Origin of the sequence: Pedobacter frigiditerrae (assembly GCF_032678705.1) — a bacterium.
In the GTDB taxonomy this organism is placed as follows: domain Bacteria; phylum Bacteroidota; class Bacteroidia; order Sphingobacteriales; family Sphingobacteriaceae; genus Pedobacter; species Pedobacter frigiditerrae_A.
The window spans coordinates 1698538-1719824 of sequence record NZ_JAVTSS010000001.1; the positions used below are offsets into that span (position 1 = coordinate 1698538).

Genomic DNA, 21287 nt, shown 5'->3' on the forward strand with positions numbered 1-21287 from the left:
CAAGTGATTTATCTAATTTTATACCTTTTTGGCGTATTCAAAGGCGTAACATACCTGCTGTATTAATATGCTGAAGCGGGAAAAGAACAATAGATAAAAGTTCATTTCCGTTCAAAGATTGCGGCAGACTAGCACATCTTTCAAGAAAAACCCTTAACAATAATTTTCAAATATTCCTTCTTATTTGTCCTATCAAACCTGATATCGTAGCACTGATTGAAAGCTACAAAATCTTTCAGCGCTGCTATAAATTTATCGATTGTTTCGCTACTCAGCTCCACTTCCTCGAAATGAATGTTATGCACTAATAATACCTTATTCTTTCGGTCGGCCTTAGAATCCATTCTGGCAATAAATACATCACCAGCAAGTATTGGAAGGGAGAAATAACCGTACAAACGTTTTGGTGCTGGCACAAAACACTCAATCTGGTAATCAAAATCAAAAAAATCACGTAACCTATTTCGGAACACATTCAGTATATCAAATGGCGAAAGGATAAAAACATCGCCTGAGACTTCAATATCTACATCCTGCCCTGCTATCATATACAAAGGGCCCTTTATCCCTTCAACGTTAACTGAAACAACCTCAACCTTTGCCACCATTTTTTCCAGTTCAGGTTTCACTAGGTTCCCCTTAACCCTCCTTGCTCGCCACGCTATTTCCTTTACCGAAGCTATTCCCAAAGCACCAAGTGTCCTACTAATCGTAAACTTGGCAAACTGCTCAGCAGTCGGCATGGTCTGATCTATATCTTGCGGAACAAAGTTCAACGGCAGGTCATATCGCCTATGAAACTTCCGGTCACGGCTCACCATCAGTTTTCCGGCTAGATACAATCTTTCCAGTGCCACCTTTGCAGGCCGCCAGTCCCACCATCCAGTGCTAGCCTCAGCCCGGTCGTTCTCAAAATTCCCCACCATCACAGCGCCATCCCTTTCCACTTGATCCAAAATTTCCTGCATTAGATTTTCCATCCTTTTATCCACGGGTCGATCCTTCAAGCCGAAAGCTTCTTTAATGGGAAGGGAAAACCTGAAATCGTCCATAGGTAAAAAGCCAGCATCAGCAGTCAGGTATTCATACACACGACCATCTTCACAAAGTTCAGCAAGCCAGTTTATTTCATAATCTGGAACCCTTGCAAACAACACATGATGGTGCGCACGCTCTACCACATAATTGGTATCCAACTGTACAAAGCCTAAGTGGTTGATAAACTTATATACCGCATCAATACCAAGACCAAACTGCCCCCTTCTGGCAAGTCCAGCAGCATCGAGGATAATTTTACGAGCTTGAGATTTAGAAAGAAAAAGTGGTTCCATTAGCCTAAATTAATTAAAATACCTGATGGTTTACATAGTATCATTAGACCAGATATGGTCGAAATATCACTTATCTATTTTGCGGGATTGCAACTCTCAATGATATTTCTTAGACAGAAAGATGGGTATTTATAGATGATTTAAAACTAATTAATCCAACACAGCTACCGTCAACCTAATAATATTCCCAAAACTAGTAGCATCTGCGCTCGTTTTTGCTGTAACCTGCATACCTTTCATCGCATTGAAAATAAACTTAGCCAGTATCAACGCATCTTGTGTATTTTTAATTTCTCCACGCTCCTGCCCTTTTTTAATTACTTGAAAAAAAGCGCTTTCCATTTGTCGTTCGTTTTGGCAAACCAGTTTGCTTACTTGTTGATCATGTGGCGCTACTTCTACTTCAGCATTAACCAGGAAACAACCTTTCTGCTGTTTATCACCTACTAAATCATTAGTGGCCAATTCCATCAATTTAATCACCGTTTCCTTTGCAGAAGTAGATTGATTTATAATTTCATTAATTTTTGCATTTCCAGCTAACTGGTAGCTTTCTAATGCTTTTAGAAATAGCGTGTGTTTATCACTGTAGGTGTCGTACAAACTGGAGCGACTAATGCCCAGTGCATCTACCAAATCTTGCATAGACGTAGCATTGTAGCCCTTGTGCCAAAAAAGTTGGATTGCCTTGGTCAGCACCTCATTCTCATCAAAATCTTTCGTTCTTGCCATAACCAGAAATAGCTTTGCTTAATAAAGCAAAGCTATTCATTTTAAATTAATTCTTGTAAATGAAAGGCATTTACCTTACACCACCACTTGCAATCAGGATTTCTCCAGTTAACCAACGAGCATCTTCCGATGCCAAAAACACTGCGATATCAGCAATATCATCTGGGTTACCACCACGACCAAGAGGCGTTGATGCAATGGCTTCTTTTTGAAAATCGCTACCAATAAAACCAGCAGTATGTGTACCTTCAGTTTCTACCATACCTGGATTGATGGAGTTTACACGGATATTTTTTGTACCTAGTTCTTTAGCCAATACTTGCGTAATCGAATCAACTGCACCTTTGGTTGCGGTATAAATTGAACTTTGTACAGGTGTAATGGCGGTTACAGCCGATCCAATGTTAATGATGCTACCACCAGCTGTATTGAAATGTTTCAATGCGCCTTGTGTGCTTAACAACAAACCAAGTACATTGGTGTCAAACTGTCGATGGAAGTCTTCTGCCGTAATTTCTTCGATGGCACCAAATTGATAAACTCCTGCATTATTTACCAAGATATCAACCGGACCGAAAGTCGTATTGGTCTCATCAAATAATTTGGCTAGATCTGTTGCATTGCTTACGTTACCCTGAATGGCGATTGCTTTGCCACCTGCTGCAGTAATTTCTTCAACAACCTGATCTGCACCAGCTTTTGCCGAAGCATAATTTACAACTACACTTGCTCCTGCTGCTGCAAGACTTTTAGCGATACCTGCACCAATACCTTTTGATGCGCCTGTAATTACGGCTATTTTATTTTCTAATTTTTTCATATTACATTCTTCATTCCCTTATTGGAATAATCGTTCCACAAATATATAATCTAATTCGGAACGATTGTTCCGTTATTATTTCTTATTATTTTTGGATGACAAATGAGCATTAAATTATTTGTGTGAATGTACTCAAGCTATTTCTACCAAATCTTGTTTATCTTTAAAAATGGAGAAACTTTACCTTTCACAGCTATTCGTCTACCCAATCAAATCACTGGGGGGCATTGCGCTTCAGCAGGGCAATATCAGTACTCGTGGACTTGAACATGACCGAGAATGGATGCTGATTGATCAAGAAGGCACTTTCATTACTCAACGAAAACACCACCAGCTTGCGCTCCTTCAAACAAGTATGACTGCTACCACAGTTACTGTGCAACATAAACACCACCCAGATCAAAACATTTCTTTTCCGATAGCCGAACACCTAGATTTGCCCATCGCAGTAACTGTATGGGATGATCATTGCACAGCTTTTGAAGTTAATACCGAGGTAAGCCAATGGTTTTCGATCTTCCTACAAATGGATGTCAAACTAGTAAAAATGCTACAAACAGAAAAACGTATAGTTGATCGGAGATATGCCTTGCATGAAGCAACCGTGGGTTTTGCAGACGCCTACCCTAACCTTATCATCGGAGAATCTTCATTAGACCTATTGAATACAAAGTTAGCGCATCAAATTGGCATGGATCGTTTTCGCCCTAACCTCGTCTTTACTGGTGGTGATGCACACCTTGAAGATGAGCTAACTGAATTTTCTATTGGTGAAGTTCAATTCTATAGCGCCAAACCTTGTACCCGATGTGTGCTGATCACCGTAAATCAACAGACAGGAGAAAAAGGTCAAGAGCCATTAAAAACATTGGCTACCTACAGGAATTTTGGTCAAAAAATACTATTCGGACAAAATATAATGCATACTAACCAAGGCTTATTACGCATTGGAGATGAGATGAAGATTATTAAAAGAAGATAGTTAAATCTATTTTTAGTTTTTAACAAGCTAAACGTAAAAAAAGAAAGCGACACCTAGAAACGAGTTCCAGCTACCGCTTATCTAAATTAACGCTCTCGGGAGCAAATATATTAGCATTGTACTTATAGAGTGGTCATTTTATTGTAAGACCAGTATATAATTCCTGTTACGCTCACCACCGCCTTTTTATCTTAGAATTACTTGTTCTTACAAGGGTACTTTATTTTTTAGCCTTAAGGTTCAAACCAATTTCTACGTCTTTTGATATCATCCAGTTTTCAGGACTTCCCTCGGCTTTATAATTAATTCCCCAGGCACTTCTATCAATTACAAACTTAGCAGTTGCACTAACACCCGTAGCAGAAACTTCTACTTTGGCTGGAAATGTGATGTTCAAAGTACTGTCTTTCAGGGTCAGGTTTCCACTAATCAAATAGTTAGGGTCAGCTAACAAGTTGGATGTTTGAGCGCCTGTAAACGGTTCAACTTTGGTAATCACGAACTTTGCAGTAGGATATTTAGCTACATCGAAAAAATCAGGGCTTTTCAAATGTCCTTCCAAATCACTCACTTTTTTATCTTTTTCAGTAACAGAAGCTGGATCTACCTTTAGCGAACCTAAGTTAACGATAAACTCTCCACCAGTTAATGAATCCTTATCAACTGAGATAGAACCTGAATTGAGGGTAATTTTTCCCCATCGTGGAGCTAGACCACCTTTGTGGGTAGCTTTCCAATCAACTGAAGTACCAGTAGTGTCTAGTGTTAAGGTCTCACCTTTTTGTGCTGCAGCTGTTTGCTCCGTAGTTGTTTTCGCACTATCAGTTGAAGAGCCTCCGCAAGATGCGAGTAAAAGTAGCGCCGGTAGCGCAAAAAATAATTTTCTCATAGCTTAAAATTTTATTAATAATCAGGTTGATTTCTTGAACCTTTTAAGCTTCAAAAGTAGTGCCCAAATTTTATCTCTCCATTGATCTATGATAATAAATGTCTGTATAGAAATTATGATGGTTCTTTATTAAATACCTTGGGCTGGGATGGGTAATAAAAAGCGGGTTATTTCATGGTTACCAGTTTCATACGTGAAGCATACATGAAGCACATACTAAGCACCTTTTTGTATAATGCGTCTCAATACTGTTTTTGTTTGCCATGGACACTTCCAAATCTGTGAGATATCACAAACCTTTAGCAAATTTCAAAAAGCTCTAATTTTACCCAGTGCAGGAGTCGAAGCATTAGAAACAAAAAAGCCTAGCACTTACGCACCAGGCTTTTTGTACACCCAATAGGATTCGAACCTATGACCTACGGTTTAGAAAACCGGTGCTCTATCCAGCTGAGCTATGGATGCATAATTAAACAAAACGATAAATCATTCTATTTAATGGTGCAAAGATATAATTTCTGAAGGATAATTTTCAAATATTTTTAAAATTATCAGTCATTTAACTAGCCTAAAAAGCTATTGATATTGATTTATAGTCAATTAAGGAAGAAATTTAGCATAACTAGCAGCATAAGCTTCGTTACGTGGCGCCAGTTGCGTAGCCAGTTTGTAATAATAAGCAGCATCAGTTAACAAATGATTCTCTTCTAGCATGAATGCTTTTAAATAGGCAGTTTCTGCAGGGCTTGTAGTAATTACATTAGCCAACACTTTATTACGCAATTTCTGATAAGCAACAGTATTTAAAAAGATAAACACTTTTTTATTCGCACTTTGCTCACCTTTGAAGTCCCAATAATACTTACCTGGTTTTTTTAGCTTTAAGGCAATAGAATCAAGCTTAGCGTATTTAGCGGCCTTGCTCTTAAAAATCACATCACCATCTTGTGCGGCATTGTAAACTTCAACCTCGGCTATTCTACCTTGTTTCCAATAGAGTTTTAATGGACCATTATTGTAATAAATCGTGTCGATATATAATTTCGAAAAGCTATTGCCCCTACTTACTGCACCATAAGTTTTCATATAAGACCTTGGGTCTTTATCTGGCGTTATGTGTTTATGCGCAAAAGAGTTCCAGATGTATTTAAAATAAGCTGTAGAAGCTGATGTACTTTGTTTGGCACAAGAAGGTAAATCGTTTACTGATTTACTCATCTTGGTTTTTAACTGAACCACAGAGAAGTTTGCACAAACCAAAGCCAATTGTGTTTGATCTGGAATAGAAATCTGGTCTGTTTTATAAAGCTGGTCGCCCTTTTTAAGGATAACGGCTTTACCTAAAACTATTTTAGCTGCCTTGCCACTGTTATAAAAAACAACATAAGCAGGATCGTCTGCAAGTGATTGCAAACTGAAACAAATCAATAAGATGGGCAAAAGCCTAAAAATTTTACTAATCATGTTTGTGCGTAAAAATGGTTTTATATCCTTTTTTCTTATGTAACCAAGTAGCAAATGCCTCGTAGAAGTACAATACATCTACCGCTAAAATAATAGCAGCTAATGTAGCGGTCATGTTCATCTGCGTATCAAACTGATGGAAGAACAACAATCCAATATACACAAAAAACACCGCCGAGATGATTTGCGCTATTTTAGCTAACAAATGAAACCAAATATGGTTGTCTAAATAATCCTTAATAAATAATGACATGTGCAACCAGCAAAGCAAAAAGGCTATGCTCCACATCAACCAAGCTGGCATCCTATGTATATAGTCCTGATCTTGCACCATACCGATGATATTAGCGTGTATAAAGACACCATTCATATCCGGCAATGCTCTACCAGTATATTTCTCGTTCATTGGTGTAAAGTGTTTATCCTCTACATCATTTACACTGTTAGAAACATAACCCAACAACACAATCTTATGAGCGAACACACTTGGAACTGCTTTGCCAGCAATTAAATCCATTCCATCAATAATTAAGTATTTATCCGCTTTGCGTTTGTAATTAATGATTTCTGTGGTGCTTTTGCGTTTTAAGATTCCTTTATAGTTATTAGGATCTGCAACTTTTAATACAGCAACAGCAAATGCAGGCACTTGTTCTTTTTTATCAACAGGCGTAAAATGCCTAATTACTCCTTCCTCCTGACCAACAAAATTGGCAAAACCTTTATTTGCACTTTGTTTATAGAAATATCCTCTTCCACCTTGTGCATTGATATTATAGGCGCCTATTAATTTTTTATTGTTGCTAAACAGCTTTGATAATAGACTATCTCCAACTGCATCCTTTTTGTCATTAAACAAGATATCAACGCCTATTGCCTTTGGGTTTTGTGCATCAACAGCAACAATCATTGCCGCTATGTCTTGTCTATTACCTTGGCCAACATTAACAATCACGATATTGGTATCTGTTGGCGTATTTTCGTTTTTATGCATTTTAGCATAGGCTAAATCATTATAATCGAAATCGCTCAGCGCCAAATGAATAGGATCCAAGAAATGGGTATTGATAGGAATAAAAGAGAAAAAGCCCATCACTATAAATACGGCGATAGTGGCAAATAAAGTGTCTCTTTTAAAAAGGTATTTAAACATGTTGTTGCAATTTGAAGGCTATTAAAATAGATTGTGCCGCAAGATAGGATTTTATGCTTTTATGGGTAAATTTTAAAGCTAAAATACTTATTAATAATCCTACAAAAATACCTAGAAGTGGGTATTTTTTTTGGTGAAAATAGGCTGTAGTTTTAGCTAAACTTTAAAGAACAAAAAAATGAAAACAAAAAACTTAATTGTATGCGCAATGATCGCATTTATGGCAGTAGCATTCTCATCAACCAGTGCGTTTGCTCAAAAGACAGTAGAAGTTAAATCTACAGCAGCTGTTAAATCTAGAGGTGCGAACCCTAAAATTAAAGTAGATGCGCAAGCTTCTGATGCTAAACCAGTAGTTAAATCTCGTGGTGCTGCTTGTAGCGTTAAATTTGACAACTACACTGGACTTTATGTAAAAGTTTACGTTGATGGTTACTACAAAGGTACTGTAAGTCCTTGGAGTGCTGGAACAGTTACTGTTGGTGATGGTTATACTACTATTTACTGCGTAAGTGCGGGTGGTACTAGAGAGTGGAATGCAAGTGGAGATTGTAGAACATCATACGTTTACACGTTGAAATAAACGAGTTCGCTCTCAACATAAAGAAGTCCCCGCCTAATGGTTGGGACTTTTTTATTGTTAAATTATTGGGAGATTATTTTTAAATTAAAACCATGAAGAATAACTTACAAATCTGGTTAACTGTTATCATGATGCTTTTAGGAGCTAATGTTTTTGGTCAGCAAATAAAGAAAGTTGAGATACAATCTACAGCGGTTGTAAAATCAAGAGGTGCAAATCCAAAGATTAAAAGCGACATTCCTGCTGTTGATGTTCCTATTGCAAAAGCCAGAGGTGGTTGTACCATAAAATTTGATAATTACACTGGACTTTACATCAGAGTATATGTTGATGGATATTATAAAGGTACAATTAGTCCTTGGGGTAATGCTACAGTCACTACAACCGATGGATATAGTTCAGTATATTTAGTAAGTGCAGGTGGTACTAGGGAATGGACAGCCAGTGGCGATTGCAGGACTATTTGGAATTATACGCTGAAATAAACAATTTGCTCTAAACATGATAAGTACCCGCCCCATTGGTTGGATTTTTTTATTACTATATATCTTCATTGTGCGGGATGTGCCCATTCGATTAGGCATTTTAAACCGTATTGCATTCTTATTTACCTAGCGAACGCATTACGATTGCCGGTCGAGCTGGCAATGACGAAACGCATATTTCTAGCCGAAAACGATAATCTGCGAATCTGCGGCTTTACCATGGCTTACAAAGAATTCCTCAAATTCAAATAAAATGGAACCTCTATCTTATCTGTCTTGTTTTCTAATATCAAGTTTGCGGCTTGTTCACCTAATTGTTTAAAATCTGTAGAGATGGTAGTTACACCATCCAGTATAATGCGTTTTAATGGCGTTTCGTTATAAGAAATCACGCCCACATCCTTCCCTATTTTTAGTTGTAGGGCGATTAATCTTTCAATTAAAATCACCAGATCGTCTTCCATTAGGTTAATGTACACTTCGCCCACATTAATTTCTTCTTCCTTAATATTATGAATCACCTTGTGGTTAAAGGCATACTGCTGACAAAACCTATAAAAGCCTGTTAAAATTTCTTTTGGGAAATAACTGTCTTTAGGGAAAATGATTTTTAAGGTATGATAATTAGATAATTTACTTAAGGCTTGCTCTAATGCCGCATAAATATCTTGAGAAAAGTTTTCGTACACTGCACCATATTCTCCTGTAATACCCGGCAATAACTTATCAAGGATAATTAATTTCTCTTTTGGGATAGTATTAATGATATCTGGTGCATTATCTCCTCCCTCATTAAAGTGTGGAATAATGACAAAATGAGAATAGTCGCTCTTTTTACTAATCAGCAATTTTTTAAACAGGGCGAAGTCATTGTTGTAAATGTAAAAATCGATTACCGCTTGCTCCCCAATTGCTTTTGTAAATGAATCGTATATGATTTTTTTGTGTGTAGAAAGTTTGTTGAACAATAAACAAATCTTTAATGTTCTGGCAAAATCCGTATTCACTATAAAATAACCCTTACCAGGAACAGATTCTACCACACCTAATTTACGCAAGTGCCTGTAGCCCTTTTCTGCGGTATCCCTAGAAATTTCTAATTGGAAACTTAGCTCGTTAATAGAAGGTAAAAGGCTGTTTTTCTTTAACTTACCACTTGCTATAGCAGATAAGATGGCGTTGGTTAACTGCTTATATTTAGGTGTCGATGAGTACTCATCAACGCTGATATGTGCTATTAAATCTTCTGGTTTCAAAGTATTTATATTTTCCCTAAGGTAAGTAAATTTTAGGATTTAAAGACTTCGTCATTGAGAAAGCCTGCTCCGTCATTGCGAGGTCGATTTTTCATAGCCCGTGGCAATCTGCTTTGTTTTGAGGTTATATGAAAATCAGGAACAGCGGCTCTTTTTAACTGTAGTCGGGCTCATACGCTGCAATCTTTTTGTGCCTTCGCTTCACTACGGCTAAAAACAAAAAGGATTTTCGCTACTATCCCGCCTGCCTGCGGTAGGCAGGTTTATTTAATGCAGGCTTTTGCTACTATTTAAGGTTGCATATCGGTTAAAGAATGTGGCCTAAAGCCTAAATTTATTTTTTTATTATCCGTTGGCTAAAGCCAACGGCAATGAAATCCTTAATCTATTCATTCGGTTCTGCTTTAGCCAACCTTCATAGAGATGATGTTAAGGCATTACCACATCCCAAGAACTCCTAACTTTATTATATAAACCTTTCCCGATAGCTATCGGGAGAAATGGAAAGCTCCCGATTTAAGCTCAATTATCCATTGTTTTTAATTGTGTGCTTGCTTGTTTCACAGGTTTCATCGGGACTTGGAATGAAAAGAAGGGCTCAATTATCCTAAGAACCACTGAAGATGCTTTTCTAATAAAGAAATCACTTGCTTCAGCCTTAATAGTTTTATGGAACCCCAAAAGGAACAAAATTAGCTTTTGCTCCTTTTGGGGATTATTTTAACAGGTATGATTGCATTATAGTCAGTTCCAATAACAGGGAGATTGCTTCGCTCCCCATTTCTAAACACCCTTGCTTCAGCTCGCAATGACGAAAAGTTTATACCTTACAACGTTCGCTGTATGGCCGAATAATATTTCAATTGAATAATGTCTGTTGGTACTGGATTAGTGTTCCACACATCGTTAATGGCTAATGCTGTACCAATTGCTGTTGCTTGCGAAACCGATGAAGCATAAACTTCTATATGAGGGAATGCGATTGACAATAAGTGCATGTAAATAGCATTCTTACCAAAACCACCATCCACAAAAATCCTTTTTACCCCTTCATTTAAAATCAACTTCAATGAATAGGTTTGCTGTTTCACTAAATCAAAAATCAACTGGTGATAAGCTTCTTCTGCGGTTTTAAACAAACTTAAATCCCTAGCAACAAATGCGGAAACTGCTGCGAACTCTGTTTGTGGGTTGGCATTTTCAGGCAACTTGGTGCTTAGCTTCAAGAACAAACCTGGATTAAATTTCAGGTGCTTAAAAAGATAAGCAGCCCTGTCATAATGCTCTGCAATTCTTTTTAACTGTTGCTCATGTTCGTTTCCTGCAAAAATCCTTGATGCTTTTACTGCCTTCCCCTTAAAGTGCATGTAACACAAACAATCCTTTTTTAATTGTTCGGCAGTTAATGGCTCTTGATTAAAAGGATTTAAAGCAATACACCAAGTTCCAGTAGAAAGCAATACAAATGGCGTATCAAAGTTAGCTAAATAAGGAATTAAGGCAGCAGAACTATCGTGAAGCCCTACCCCTACGTTAAATTTCTCACCTTTATATTCGGTTATGGAGCTTGTATCTCCAGGTGTAAATTCGCCAAACTTCTCAACTAAACCCTCATCAATTACCCATTGGTGATATTGGTTTTTGCTAAAATCCCACAAGTGGGTATGGCAACCGATGCTAGTAATATCAGCAACTGCTTTATTTGTAATTAAATAACTTAAATACTGTGGCAGGTGAAGGGCGTATTTTATTTTATTGTATAATTCTGGTCGCTCTTTTTTAATGCGATACAGCTGTAAGCCAGAATTTAAGCTACCTAAAACAGGAGAAGCGGTTTCTAGGGAAACCTTTTCTTCACCTCCATATTTGGCATAAAATTCTTGTTGCAAATCTTCTGGATAAGCTTTTAAGTAATTGTAAAGTGGTGTTAATGGTTCTCCATTTTCATCCAAGTAAACAAAACTTGCTCCATAAGTAGAGAAATTAATCGCTTTAATTTCAAACTCATTCATTTGCATCACTTGCGCCAAAGAATCATGAACTGAAGATATCAGGCTATCCAAGTTTTCACAAGGCTCGCCATCTTCATCTTCTGTTTCTATAAAACGAGCCGCTCTTTCGAAAACAATGTTATACTCTTCATCAATCAGGAATAACTTTTTATTGGTTTTTCCGACATCAAAGATTGCTATTACGGGTTTAGACATGTTATTTTTCTTATAAACCTGTAGCTACGGTATTTTGTCCGCGTTGCTGGATTAATGTTTTTCTACACCCTAAACTACGATATAAATTTAATGGAGACAAGGCTGCACCTGCTCTTAATCTTGCTTCAGCTACTAATGCTCTTAAATCGCTACGGAAGGTGTGTTGTAAAATCTCCTGACAAGCAACCACATCGTTGTTTTGTTGTGCAGCTACCAAGGCTTTTCTATCAACCAATAATGCTTGTGCATAAGCAATCATGATGGCTTCAATTGATTGTAATAAGTCTTCTAGAGGATCTTTCACATTGTGAGAGGCGTCAATCATCCAGCCTAAGCCAGTTGCGTGGTCCATACCTTTTGCATCCATACCTTCAACCAATTCATTAAAGATTAAGAACAATTGATAAGGTTTGATACTTCCAGTGGTTAAATCATCATCACCATATTTAGAATCGTTAAAGTGGAAACCGCCTAACTTACCTTCCATTAACAATAAAGAAACAATTTGCTCAATATTTGCATTTGGTAAATGGTGACCTAAATCTACCAAGGTATAAGCTTTATCGCCTAATTTGTTAGCATATAATAACGATTGACCCCAATCTCCAACAGTTGTTGAATAGAAGTTAGGTTCATAAGCTTTATACTCTACAAACATTTTCCAATCTGATGGTAATGCTGCATAAATTTCTTGCAAACTGCTTAAAGTGTTCTCAAAAGCTTGTCTGAAGTTTAATTGACCAGGAAAGCAAGAACCATCTGCTAACCAAACGGTTAAAGACTGTGAACCTAATGCAACACCTTGTTTAATTACTTCGATGTTATGTTCAATTGCTTGCTTGCGAACTGCTTTATCTACATGTTGCAACGAACCAAATTTATAACTTACTGGAGAACCTGGTTGGTCTTGGAATGTGTTTGAGTTTACTGCATCGAATTTTAATCCGTAGCCAGCTGCCAAACTTTTAATTTGCTCAGGGTTTTGAGGGATATCCCATGGAATGTGTAAAGAAATTGCACCACTTGAGTTATTTAAAGCATGCAATAAACCTACATCTTCAATCTTCTGTTCCAAATTTGTTGGCTCACCACCACCAGTTGCAAAACGTCCGAAACGTGTACCTCCAGTTCCTAAAGCCCAACTAGGGATAGCAATCTGAAAATCTACTAGTTTTTTAAGGATTGCTTCAATATCGATATGTGACCACTCACTTTTTAAGTTATTAAATCTTTGTTGATGAGTGCTTGAAAGAGCGTCGTTGTGTTGTTCTATTTGATTTTTCTCAATGTTCATGAGTACGGTTTGGTTATTAGGTTTTTAAAAAATATCGTCATTTCGACAGAGCGAAGCGACGAGAAATCTGTTAATTTCACCACTGGTATGTGGTAACAAACTTAGAGATTTCTCCTCGTACCTCGTTCGAAATGACGGACTGGAAATTTATCTAGCGAATGCCATTGCTACGCCACCATCAACATTTAACATGTTTCCTGTAGATTTACTTAGCAAGCCACCTACAAATACAAAACAAGCATTTGCAATATCATCTGGTAATATAATTTGATTTAACAAGGTACGTTTTGCATAATAAGCAGGCAATTCTGCAACGGTAATGCCGTATGCTTTTGCTCTACCTTCTGCCCAGCCACCTGCCCAAATATTACTATCGCTAATTACAGCATCTGGATTTACCACATTTACACGGATATTATCCGCACCTAATTCTGCCGCATTTAACCTACTTAAATGTAATTGAGCTGCTTTTGCACTGCCGTAACCTGCATTATTTGGTCCGCTTACTAAAGCATTTTTACTTACAATGTTAATGATGTCGCCACCAATATCTTGTTTTTTCATTGTTGCTGTAGCAGCTTGAGTAACAAAGAATTGTCCTTTCACCAATACATCATACAATAAATCCCAATCTTTTTCGCCGTGATCAGCAATTGATTTAGAGATTGATAAACCTGCATTATTGATTACAATATCAATTCCACCGAAAGCTAAAGCTGCTGAATCGAAAGCTGTATTGATATCATCAGCGCTAGTTACGTTTAAAACCGCTGTGCTGTAAGCATCTTTACCATATAATTTTAAGAACTCTGCTCCTGCTTCTTCCAATCGCTCTGCGTTCATGTCATTTAAAATAACAACACCGCCTTCTGCAACGAACTTTTTAGCAATTGCTTTTCCAATTCCGCCTGCACTACCCGTAATTAAGGCTATTTTACCTGTTAACGGTTTCGGCTTAGGCATACGTTGTAATTTAGCTTCCTCTAACAACCAATATTCGATGTTAAATGCTTCTTGATGTGGCAATGAGGTGTACTCAGAAATTGCTTCAGCACCCTTCATTACGTTAATGGCATTGGTATAGAATTCTGCAGCTACCCTTGCTGTTTGTTTATCTTTAGAAAAAGTAAACATGCCAATACCTGGATATAAAATTACTACAGGATTGGTATCGCGAATAGCAGGGCTATTTGGATGTTTACAGGTCTCGTAATAATCCGTATACATTTGTCTGTAAGCTTCAAAAGCTGGTGTTAAACTTGCTTTTAAAGCAGCAACATCAGATAAATCTGCATCGCTAGCTAAATCTAAAACCAACGGACTTATCTTTGTACGTAAGAAGTGGTCTGGGCAACTAGTACCCATTGGTGCTAAGCGACTTAAGTCATTCGAGTTAATGAATTCCAATACCCTAGCATCATCAGTAAAGTGACCGATCATGTGTTGTTTCGAAGAACATAAACCACGTAAAACTGGTGCTAAAGCAGCTGCTTGTTTTTTACGTAAATCTTCAGCGGCACTTTCTATTTTTTGTCCTCCGAAAACTGGACCTTTTTTACCGTAATTCTCATTTAGGTATTCTGAGCAAATCTCAATTACATCTAAAGTATTGATATAACTTTCGTAAGCTGTATCACCCCAAGTGAATAGACCATGAGAACCTAACATGATACCTCTAATGCCTGGATTTTCATCTAAACATTTCTTTAGAGATAGACCTAATTCAAAGCCTGGTTTTTTCCATTCAACCCAACCAATTGTACCATTGAAAAGCTTTTCCGTAATTGCCTTACCATCTTTAGCTGCTGCAATTGCAATAGCTGCATCTGGGTGTAAGTGGTCGATATGCGCAAAAGGCAAGAACCCATGTAGTGGCGTATCAATTGAAGGTGCTTTAGAACTTAAATCGAAAATACAGTGGTTAAATAATTCAACCATTTCATCTTCGTGTTCTACACCACGATAAATATTTTTAAGACTTCTTAATCTATCAACGTAAAGTGCCGCTAAGCCACTTTTTTTCAAAGTACCTAAATCGCCACCAGAACCCTTAACCCACATTACTTCGGTTTCTAAACCAGTTAATGGGTCTTTTTCTTGCAACTTGCAAGAAGTATTACCACCACCGTAATTGGTTAAGCGTAAATCTGCACCTAATAAATTAGAACGATAAATTAATAAGGCAACTTCATCACCTGCTAGTTTTGCAGCCTCAGCATCATCCCATAAATAACTTACGTATTTATAACTCTTTGTATCGATTGACATTTTTATATAATTTTTATTTTTTTAAACCTTAATTGAATTTCCGTAACCTACAATTAATACAGATAAGATAATCGTAGCTATACCTACTATAATTGTAATTAATGTACCTTTTGACACACCTTTCCATTCTTTTAAAATTAGCCCCCAAGCGTTTGCAATTAAAATGATGAACGCCATGTGCAAAATCCAAGAACTTGCACCATTACCCATTTTGCTCTCGCCCATGCCATAAAAGAAGAATTGTAAGAACCATGTTGTTCCAGCTAATGCTGAAAAGATATAATTTTTTAACAATGGAGTTTTTGCATTGGTATAATCTCCAAAAGTTTTATTTCTAGCATTTAAAATCATACACCAAATAAAGTTGGTTGTTAAACCACCCCAAAGGATAACGATATAAGTAACGTTATTTGAATAAAGGAAATTAGTGGTTTCAGTAGGATTAGCTGCTTTCCAAACCGTATTTACGGCATCAGAAATTGGCTTTCCAGCTTCGATACCAAAATTGAAACAAGCACTTAATACACCTGAAACGATACCTACAAATAAACCTAATCCGAATTTATATTCAGTTTTAACTTCTAAACCATGAGGATCGGTAACAGCTGTTTTTAACTGTTTTTCTTTCATCATTCCGGCTTTACCGCAAATGATAATTCCTATCACACAAACTACCAATCCTAATAGTACCATCTGACCCCAATCCGTTGTCAAAAACATCGTAAAAGTGTCTTTACCTTCTTTTGGGAAAACATCAAAATATATTGATGGTAATATTGAACCTAGCACCATGCAAAGTCCTAAAATAATAGAACTACCCAGTGAAACACCAAGGTAACGAACGCCTAATCCATAGGTTAATCCTCCAATACCCCATAAAACACCAAAGAAATAAGTTAGCAATAAAACGCTTCCAGTTGTGCTACTTAAAAAGTCTGTAAAATCTGGAACAGTTAAATAAGCTGCCAATGGTGGAACAATTAACCATGAAAAGATACCACCTACTATCCAATAACTTTCCCACGACCAGCCTTTAACTTTTTTGTACGGAATGTAAAAACTACCAGAGGCAAAGCCACCGATAAAATGAAAGAAAACACCTAAAATTGCTTGCATAAATTATTTATATTTGGTTTGTCTAATGTAGAAATTGATTGAAATTTAACTGTTATGTACTGTTATGTCGGTATTGTATATAAATGATTACTTTAATAGTGAATATATGATAATATGCTAATAATTAATAGTCTACCTTTAAAATAACTGGCCCTAACAATCCCGAAGGCAATAATTTATCTGTCTTTTTAAATACAATGTTGGTGTTGGTTAATCTTTTTTCAACTGGCAGTGCCACATCTCCAATTAAACGATTAGGCCATTGATTAATCACTTCAATTTCTAACAAATTGGCCGTTGGTTTAACCTCAGTAGTAATTTCAAGCATCCAAGGTGTTGTCCACACTGTGCCTAAATCTTTACCATTTAATTTAACACCTGCAATGTCTTTAACTATACCTAAATCTATAAACAACCTTTGTCCTTTTTGAAAAGGTTTATTTAAATCGAATGTTTTAGTGTACAAGGCTTTACCAGAATAATACTTGATGCGCTCGTCAGTGCTTAAACTCCAATCTTGTAAAATTTCAAAAGTTACCTTTTCTGGCCCGCCCCATTTAGTGTCAAAATTAACTTGCCAAGCGCCATTAAGTTCTTGCAAGGCTGATAAGCTTGATTTGTTTTGAAACAATAAGCAATCGTTGGTTTTTGGCAAAGCTGATGCATCTTTTGGAAACACTACAAAAACAGACTGAAAGGCGTCAAATTCTAAGGATAAGGAAACTCCTTCGTTATGACTTTCATATTTTGGAGCTTTCATAATGGCGCCCGATACAGCATCCCACAGTTGTGGCCTACGACCTTTAATTCTAAAAATAACTTCTGTTTTAGCCTTATTGTTATGCCTATTGGTTAAGAAATATACCTCAGCTTCTTTTGTAGTACGATGAATGAAATCTATAAAATTGGTACTGCCTGTAAATCTGAAATCAGGTGTTACACCATCTTTTAACAAGATGTTCCTTGTAGTAACTCCAGTGAAAACTCTACCACTACCGTAATGGTTTACTTTATTCTTGTCATCTATTTTACCCCAAAGTTCAGTAGCAATTTGTCTAATTTCTTGGTCGCAAAGCGGATAGCTTCTCAAACCAGTATCCATGACTGGCTTAATACCTGAAATTGTAGCTCCACCTTTTACCAATTCTTTTAACTTTTTTAGAACAGCTAAAGGCATTCTTTTGGTATCTGGTAAAACTAAAATGCGATAAGACATTCCATCTGGTAAAACAAGGCGACCGTTTTTAACATTTAGCCTAGTTAAAAGCACTTCTTCATTACAAACATCATAATCGTAACCACTACCCAAATCTGGATTGATTTTTTTTACATCAACCAAGTTTGGTGCCCAATCTCCGTTATAATAAAGTACATCGGCTACAAATTTCCCTGAGCGTAATAAATATTGGCAACGAGCCACATATTTAAAAAAGGCACCCGATTTTTCCCACCAAGTTACGTTTGGATTGAAATGTGTTCCTGCACCATATTCATAGCCAGGTTTACCATCACTAGGTTTTGAAGCTGTTGAGGTATGCAGGGCGATTCTGTTAATTCCTTCACAAAAGGCTCTATCTAACGCTTGTTTTAATGTTCCAGGCGCATCCACCCAATGCCTATAACTTGTAAAAGCTTCGGCAGATGCCGTTTCCTTGCCATAAATATGCGAAGCAGTAGCGACCATTTTAGTGGTTAAATTCTGCCCATCTGCACCTCCAACAATTCTGGTTGCCCCAAAAGAAAGATCTTCACTTAAACCACCTTCCTTATCGTGGTTAATCCCTAACCAAAATTCTCCCATTGGGAAATCGCTTCTGCCTAGATTTTTTAAACCATCTATACTTACCGTTGAAGACCGGCTTGGGCCTGCAGATTCATTTTGCATTAAAATTCCTTGCTCATGGCATAAATCCGCAAAACGTTTATAATGTTCATCAGCCATACAATCGGCCAATGTTTTTCTATAGTCATGTAAAAAACGGTCAGAAACTTCGGCGCTGCCAATAATATAGCCTAATAAAGCTGGCATATATGGAACTGGATCGTAACCTCTATATTTCTTAAAAAAAGCTACAATGTTCGCTGTCCAATTTGGAAAACCATCTTCAAAGCTATCATCGCAGAAATATTTTGGCTTGGCACCAACTTTTGCAGCTTCTTCTATAAACACCTTTCCTAGGTTTTCAAACTGTATCTCAACCGATTTATGGTCAAACCAATCAATAGATAAACCATCGCCTTCTGGCTGAGCAACCATCACTTTAGAACCCGTCATCCTATGTCCAGTTCTAACAATTACCCATTTCCCCGGAGGAACATCCCAATTTAAAGTTCCATCCTTTGAAAATTTAGCAGTTAAATCAATGACTTGTGAAACAGGAATAGGCTTATCTGCTGGATGATTTTGCCAAGGATATAAAGTTGGTCCGATAGAATCTGAAGCCCTTGACCAACTTGTAGCATCACGATGGTTATTTTTTGCAGGCAATACAAAAGAGCGCTCACCTGTAATCTGATTATTTATTTCATCGGTTACTGGAAATGCAACTACAGCTGTATCTCTATAATCCAATTTATCTAAAGGTAAATCGATATAATCTTTATAACCCGGTGGATTGAAAACGTTGTTATACCTGTCTCTAGGATTTGGCAATGGCAATTGAGCTGCAAATTTTTGAGGACCAGTTACCGTTAATTGCGATTGTAAATACCATCTCCCAGAAAATTCAGGCTTAATCCATGGTCCGCCCATTGACCAACCAGAGCATAGATTTATACCGACATCTATTCCAACTCGTTTGGCTTCTTGCATCGCAAAGCGATATAATTCCTTCCATTCTTCGCCTAAAAAAGGTACGCCAGCTGGATAAGGAACACCACTTAATCCACCTGCCGAATTAATCATGGCCACTTCAGCAATTCCTTTTTCCCTAAACTCAGTTAAATCTCTGGTAATTCCTTCTTTATCTACCCTTGCATTAAACCACCACCAATAACAAGCAGATTTTGTCGCTTGAGGAGGACTTAAAAAACCTTTTTCTAAGCCAGAAACCACAGGATACTTTGATGTAGGTTCAACAAACAATTCAGCTTTGCTCTCTAAATTTAGTAGCGGAATGCTTGCTGCAGCCACTGAACCTATTTTGATGAATTTTCTTCTAGAAGTTTTCATTTATAATTTTATTACAGTTACAGCAAATGGTTTTACAACGAATGAGTCGCCTTTAATTTCTCCTTTTGCGATGGGGTTGTCCCCAGTTGTTACATCTACCGTTTCAAATTTAGCACCATTCAATTCTGTTAATGGCAGGGTCATTTCTTTATTGGTTTTGTTAATCAACAAAATCCTCTTACCAGCTTTGGTTATGTAGGCTTGCGCTATAATTTCTGGATTATTTGAGTTTGCAGTATATAATTTATCGCCCACACCAAAGTTTTCCTTAAGCAATTTCAGAGCCCAGTATCTTGCATTTGGTTTGCCATTTTTCCAGTTCATCATACTTACATCTGGAAACTGAGTTGGATAACCTACTAATTGCGATTCTCCAGCTACCTCTATTCCAATTTTAGAAAGCTCAACAAAAATATAGGCAAACATGGCGCCTGATAAATTCCAGTAATCTTCTGGAATAACTCCTTTAAAATCCCTGTTTTCTAAGATATTTCCAATTTCATTGATATGGGTGATGGTCTTTGGCGCTAATCTTTTACGTATATTTTCAATGTACCTTACCCTATCTAAAAAGCCATTGGCTTGGTCGAAGAATGAATATTGATAACTATCGATAGTTTGGTTTTTTGAGGCTGGCCGGCCATAGAAATGATAAGAAATACCATCTAAGGGAACACCTGATTTATGGTTAGCAGGATTTAAAAAGTGTTCGAACCATTGCGGATTAGTTTCTAAAGCCACAGAAATACCAATAAATTTGGTTTCAGGAGCAATCTTTTTAAGTTCCAAAACTACAGCATCGTAAATTTTGGTGTACAGTTCGGGAGAAATTTTATGTTCTAAGTCTGGTTCATTTAGCACTTCCCAATAATCGAATTTATAATGATATTTTGAAGCGTGAAATTTCCCTAACTCATCTGTAAAACCACCTTTTGTATACCAACTAAATAACCTTGCAAAATAGTTGGCTACTTCTTTAAAAGTTGGGTCTCGCAGTTCTTTTCCTTGGTTATATTCCCAAAATGGAAGGTCTGGGTCTTCTGGATAGATAACCGGCTTAGGATTTTTGAACATCCATACTGGAATGGTGCTAAAGTTCATCACTACTGGATGCCCTTTAGTAGCGAACATGAAATCTTCTACTATAGGGTCTGCATATTGAAAATCCCAGAAGGTTTCTGTTTTGGTTGGTTCTTTCAATTCTACCACTGCTGCTTTTGGATAGGGAAACCAAGGCACAAAACGCACATAATCGGCCTCCATCTCTTTTAATGCTTGAAAAGAAGACTGATGAATGGATGCTCCACGTTTTAACATCGGATTAACTACAACCTGTAGCGTTGGCGTTGTGTTAGATGTAAAAGTTGGTGTTTTCCAATTAATAGTTAACGGCTTAATTTGTGCAAAGATTGGATTTGTTATAGAAAAAATGATAACAATTGCGAAGATTTTGAAGGATTTTAAAGCCTTAAAATTTAAATGATAATATTTCATAACAGGATTAAAATATATAGTTGGTTAGATTAATAGTTTAG

16 protein-coding genes and 1 tRNA gene are annotated in these 21287 nt (G+C 37.0%); 3 read left to right on the top strand and 14 right to left on the bottom strand.

What is annotated here, in order from left to right:
* Positions 1–140: 140 nt before the first annotated feature.
* From R2Q59_RS06745 to R2Q59_RS06755, 3 genes are all read right to left on the bottom strand, one after another.
* Positions 141–1331, bottom strand: coding sequence for a winged helix-turn-helix domain-containing protein (locus tag R2Q59_RS06745; RefSeq protein WP_316784641.1), 1191 nt, complete (start codon positions 1329–1331; stop codon positions 141–143).
* A gap of 150 nt (positions 1332–1481) precedes the next feature.
* A complete protein-coding gene (locus tag R2Q59_RS06750; RefSeq protein ID WP_316784643.1) occupies positions 1482–2063 on the bottom strand; it encodes a TetR/AcrR family transcriptional regulator in 582 nt (193 codons plus the stop codon).
* A gap of 70 nt (positions 2064–2133) precedes the next feature.
* Positions 2134–2883 carry a glucose 1-dehydrogenase gene (locus R2Q59_RS06755; RefSeq protein WP_316767173.1) on the bottom strand — a complete coding sequence of 250 codons (750 nt, stop codon included), beginning with the start codon at positions 2881–2883 and terminating at the stop codon, positions 2134–2136.
* Between the two features lie 169 nt (positions 2884–3052).
* On the opposite strand from R2Q59_RS06755, the gene R2Q59_RS06760 reads away from it, so the two are divergent.
* Positions 3053–3865 carry an MOSC domain-containing protein gene (locus R2Q59_RS06760; protein ID WP_316784644.1) on the top strand — a complete coding sequence of 271 codons (813 nt, stop codon included), beginning with the start codon at positions 3053–3055 and terminating at the stop codon, positions 3863–3865.
* 220 nt (positions 3866–4085) lie between these two features.
* Here R2Q59_RS06760 and R2Q59_RS06765 read toward each other — a convergent pair whose 3' ends face one another.
* The 4 genes from R2Q59_RS06765 to R2Q59_RS06780 all read right to left on the bottom strand — a co-directional run bounded on the left by R2Q59_RS06765 (position 4086) and on the right by R2Q59_RS06780 (position 7371).
* Complete coding sequence (locus tag R2Q59_RS06765; RefSeq protein ID WP_316784646.1) at positions 4086–4754, bottom strand: YceI family protein; 669 nt, start codon at positions 4752–4754, stop codon at positions 4086–4088.
* A gap of 391 nt (positions 4755–5145) precedes the next feature.
* Positions 5146–5219 (bottom strand) — tRNA-Arg (locus tag R2Q59_RS06770).
* Between the two features lie 135 nt (positions 5220–5354).
* Entirely contained in the window at positions 5355–6218 is an 864-nt protein-coding gene (locus R2Q59_RS06775) for a hypothetical protein (RefSeq protein WP_316784648.1), read from the bottom strand.
* Complete coding sequence (locus R2Q59_RS06780; protein WP_316784650.1) at positions 6211–7371, bottom strand: CHASE2 domain-containing protein; 1161 nt, start codon at positions 7369–7371, stop codon at positions 6211–6213. Before R2Q59_RS06780 ends, R2Q59_RS06775 begins: the two co-directional genes overlap by 8 nt.
* A 178-nt stretch (positions 7372–7549) precedes the next feature.
* On the opposite strand from R2Q59_RS06780, the gene R2Q59_RS06785 reads away from it, so the two are divergent.
* Together R2Q59_RS06785 and R2Q59_RS06790 are read left to right on the top strand one after the other, a co-directional pair.
* Positions 7550–7954, top strand: coding sequence for a hypothetical protein (locus tag R2Q59_RS06785; RefSeq protein ID WP_316767210.1), 405 nt, complete (start codon positions 7550–7552; stop codon positions 7952–7954).
* Positions 7955–8046: 92 nt separating this feature from the next.
* Complete coding sequence (locus R2Q59_RS06790) at positions 8047–8439, top strand: hypothetical protein (RefSeq protein WP_316784652.1); 393 nt, start codon at positions 8047–8049, stop codon at positions 8437–8439.
* 224 nt (positions 8440–8663) lie between these two features.
* On the opposite strand, the gene R2Q59_RS06795 is transcribed toward R2Q59_RS06790, so the two are convergent.
* The 7 genes from R2Q59_RS06795 to R2Q59_RS06825 form a co-directional block, all read right to left on the bottom strand.
* Complete coding sequence (locus tag R2Q59_RS06795) at positions 8664–9695, bottom strand: GntR family transcriptional regulator (protein WP_316767214.1); 1032 nt, start codon at positions 9693–9695, stop codon at positions 8664–8666.
* Between the two features lie 827 nt (positions 9696–10522).
* Complete coding sequence (locus tag R2Q59_RS06800) at positions 10523–11902, bottom strand: FGGY-family carbohydrate kinase (RefSeq protein WP_316784655.1); 1380 nt, start codon at positions 11900–11902, stop codon at positions 10523–10525.
* Positions 11903–11912: 10 nt separating this feature from the next.
* Entirely contained in the window at positions 11913–13196 is a 1284-nt protein-coding gene (locus R2Q59_RS06805; protein ID WP_316767219.1) for a sugar isomerase, read from the bottom strand.
* A gap of 147 nt (positions 13197–13343) precedes the next feature.
* Positions 13344–15464, bottom strand: coding sequence for a bifunctional aldolase/short-chain dehydrogenase (locus R2Q59_RS06810; protein WP_316784657.1), 2121 nt, complete (start codon positions 15462–15464; stop codon positions 13344–13346).
* A gap of 21 nt (positions 15465–15485) precedes the next feature.
* Positions 15486–16580: an L-rhamnose/proton symporter RhaT gene (rhaT, locus tag R2Q59_RS06815; protein WP_316784658.1), complete on the bottom strand. Its 1095-nt coding sequence runs from the start codon at positions 16578–16580 to the stop codon at positions 15486–15488.
* Between the two features lie 124 nt (positions 16581–16704).
* The gene (locus R2Q59_RS06820) at positions 16705–19752 is read right to left on the bottom strand and encodes a glycosyl hydrolase (protein WP_316784661.1); all 3048 of its coding nucleotides are present in this window, start codon (positions 19750–19752) and stop codon (positions 16705–16707) included.
* Positions 19753–21246 (bottom strand): glycosyl hydrolase family 39, encoded by a 1494-nt coding sequence (locus R2Q59_RS06825; RefSeq protein ID WP_316784663.1) that lies wholly within the window; start codon positions 21244–21246, stop codon positions 19753–19755.
* Positions 21247–21287: the final 41 nt, after the last annotated feature.

Bases quoted from the DNA above. Each gene is read 5' to 3' on its own strand.
- R2Q59_RS06745 (WP_316784641.1), bottom strand. From the start codon at position 1,331: ATGGAACCACTTTTTCTTTCTAAATCTCAAGCTCGTAAAATTATCCTC.
- R2Q59_RS06750 (WP_316784643.1), bottom strand. From the start codon at position 2,063: ATGGCAAGAACGAAAGATTTTGATGAGAATGAGGTGCTGACCAAGGCA.
- R2Q59_RS06755 (WP_316767173.1), bottom strand. From the start codon at position 2,883: ATGAAAAAATTAGAAAATAAAATAGCCGTAATTACAGGCGCATCAAAA.
- R2Q59_RS06760 (WP_316784644.1), top strand. From the start codon at position 3,053: ATGGAGAAACTTTACCTTTCACAGCTATTCGTCTACCCAATCAAATCA.
- R2Q59_RS06765 (WP_316784646.1), bottom strand. From the start codon at position 4,754: ATGAGAAAATTATTTTTTGCGCTACCGGCGCTACTTTTACTCGCATCT.
- R2Q59_RS06775 (WP_316784648.1), bottom strand. From the start codon at position 6,218: ATGATTAGTAAAATTTTTAGGCTTTTGCCCATCTTATTGATTTGTTTC.
- R2Q59_RS06780 (WP_316784650.1), bottom strand. From the start codon at position 7,371: ATGTTTAAATACCTTTTTAAAAGAGACACTTTATTTGCCACTATCGCC.
- R2Q59_RS06785 (WP_316767210.1), top strand. From the start codon at position 7,550: ATGAAAACAAAAAACTTAATTGTATGCGCAATGATCGCATTTATGGCA.
- R2Q59_RS06790 (WP_316784652.1), top strand. From the start codon at position 8,047: ATGAAGAATAACTTACAAATCTGGTTAACTGTTATCATGATGCTTTTA.
- R2Q59_RS06800 (WP_316784655.1), bottom strand. From the start codon at position 11,902: ATGTCTAAACCCGTAATAGCAATCTTTGATGTCGGAAAAACCAATAAA.
- R2Q59_RS06805 (WP_316767219.1), bottom strand. From the start codon at position 13,196: ATGAACATTGAGAAAAATCAAATAGAACAACACAACGACGCTCTTTCA.
- R2Q59_RS06810 (WP_316784657.1), bottom strand. From the start codon at position 15,464: ATGTCAATCGATACAAAGAGTTATAAATACGTAAGTTATTTATGGGAT.
- rhaT (WP_316784658.1), bottom strand. From the start codon at position 16,580: ATGCAAGCAATTTTAGGTGTTTTCTTTCATTTTATCGGTGGCTTTGCC.
- R2Q59_RS06820 (WP_316784661.1), bottom strand. From the start codon at position 19,752: ATGAAAACTTCTAGAAGAAAATTCATCAAAATAGGTTCAGTGGCTGCA.
- R2Q59_RS06825 (WP_316784663.1), bottom strand. From the start codon at position 21,246: ATGAAATATTATCATTTAAATTTTAAGGCTTTAAAATCCTTCAAAATC.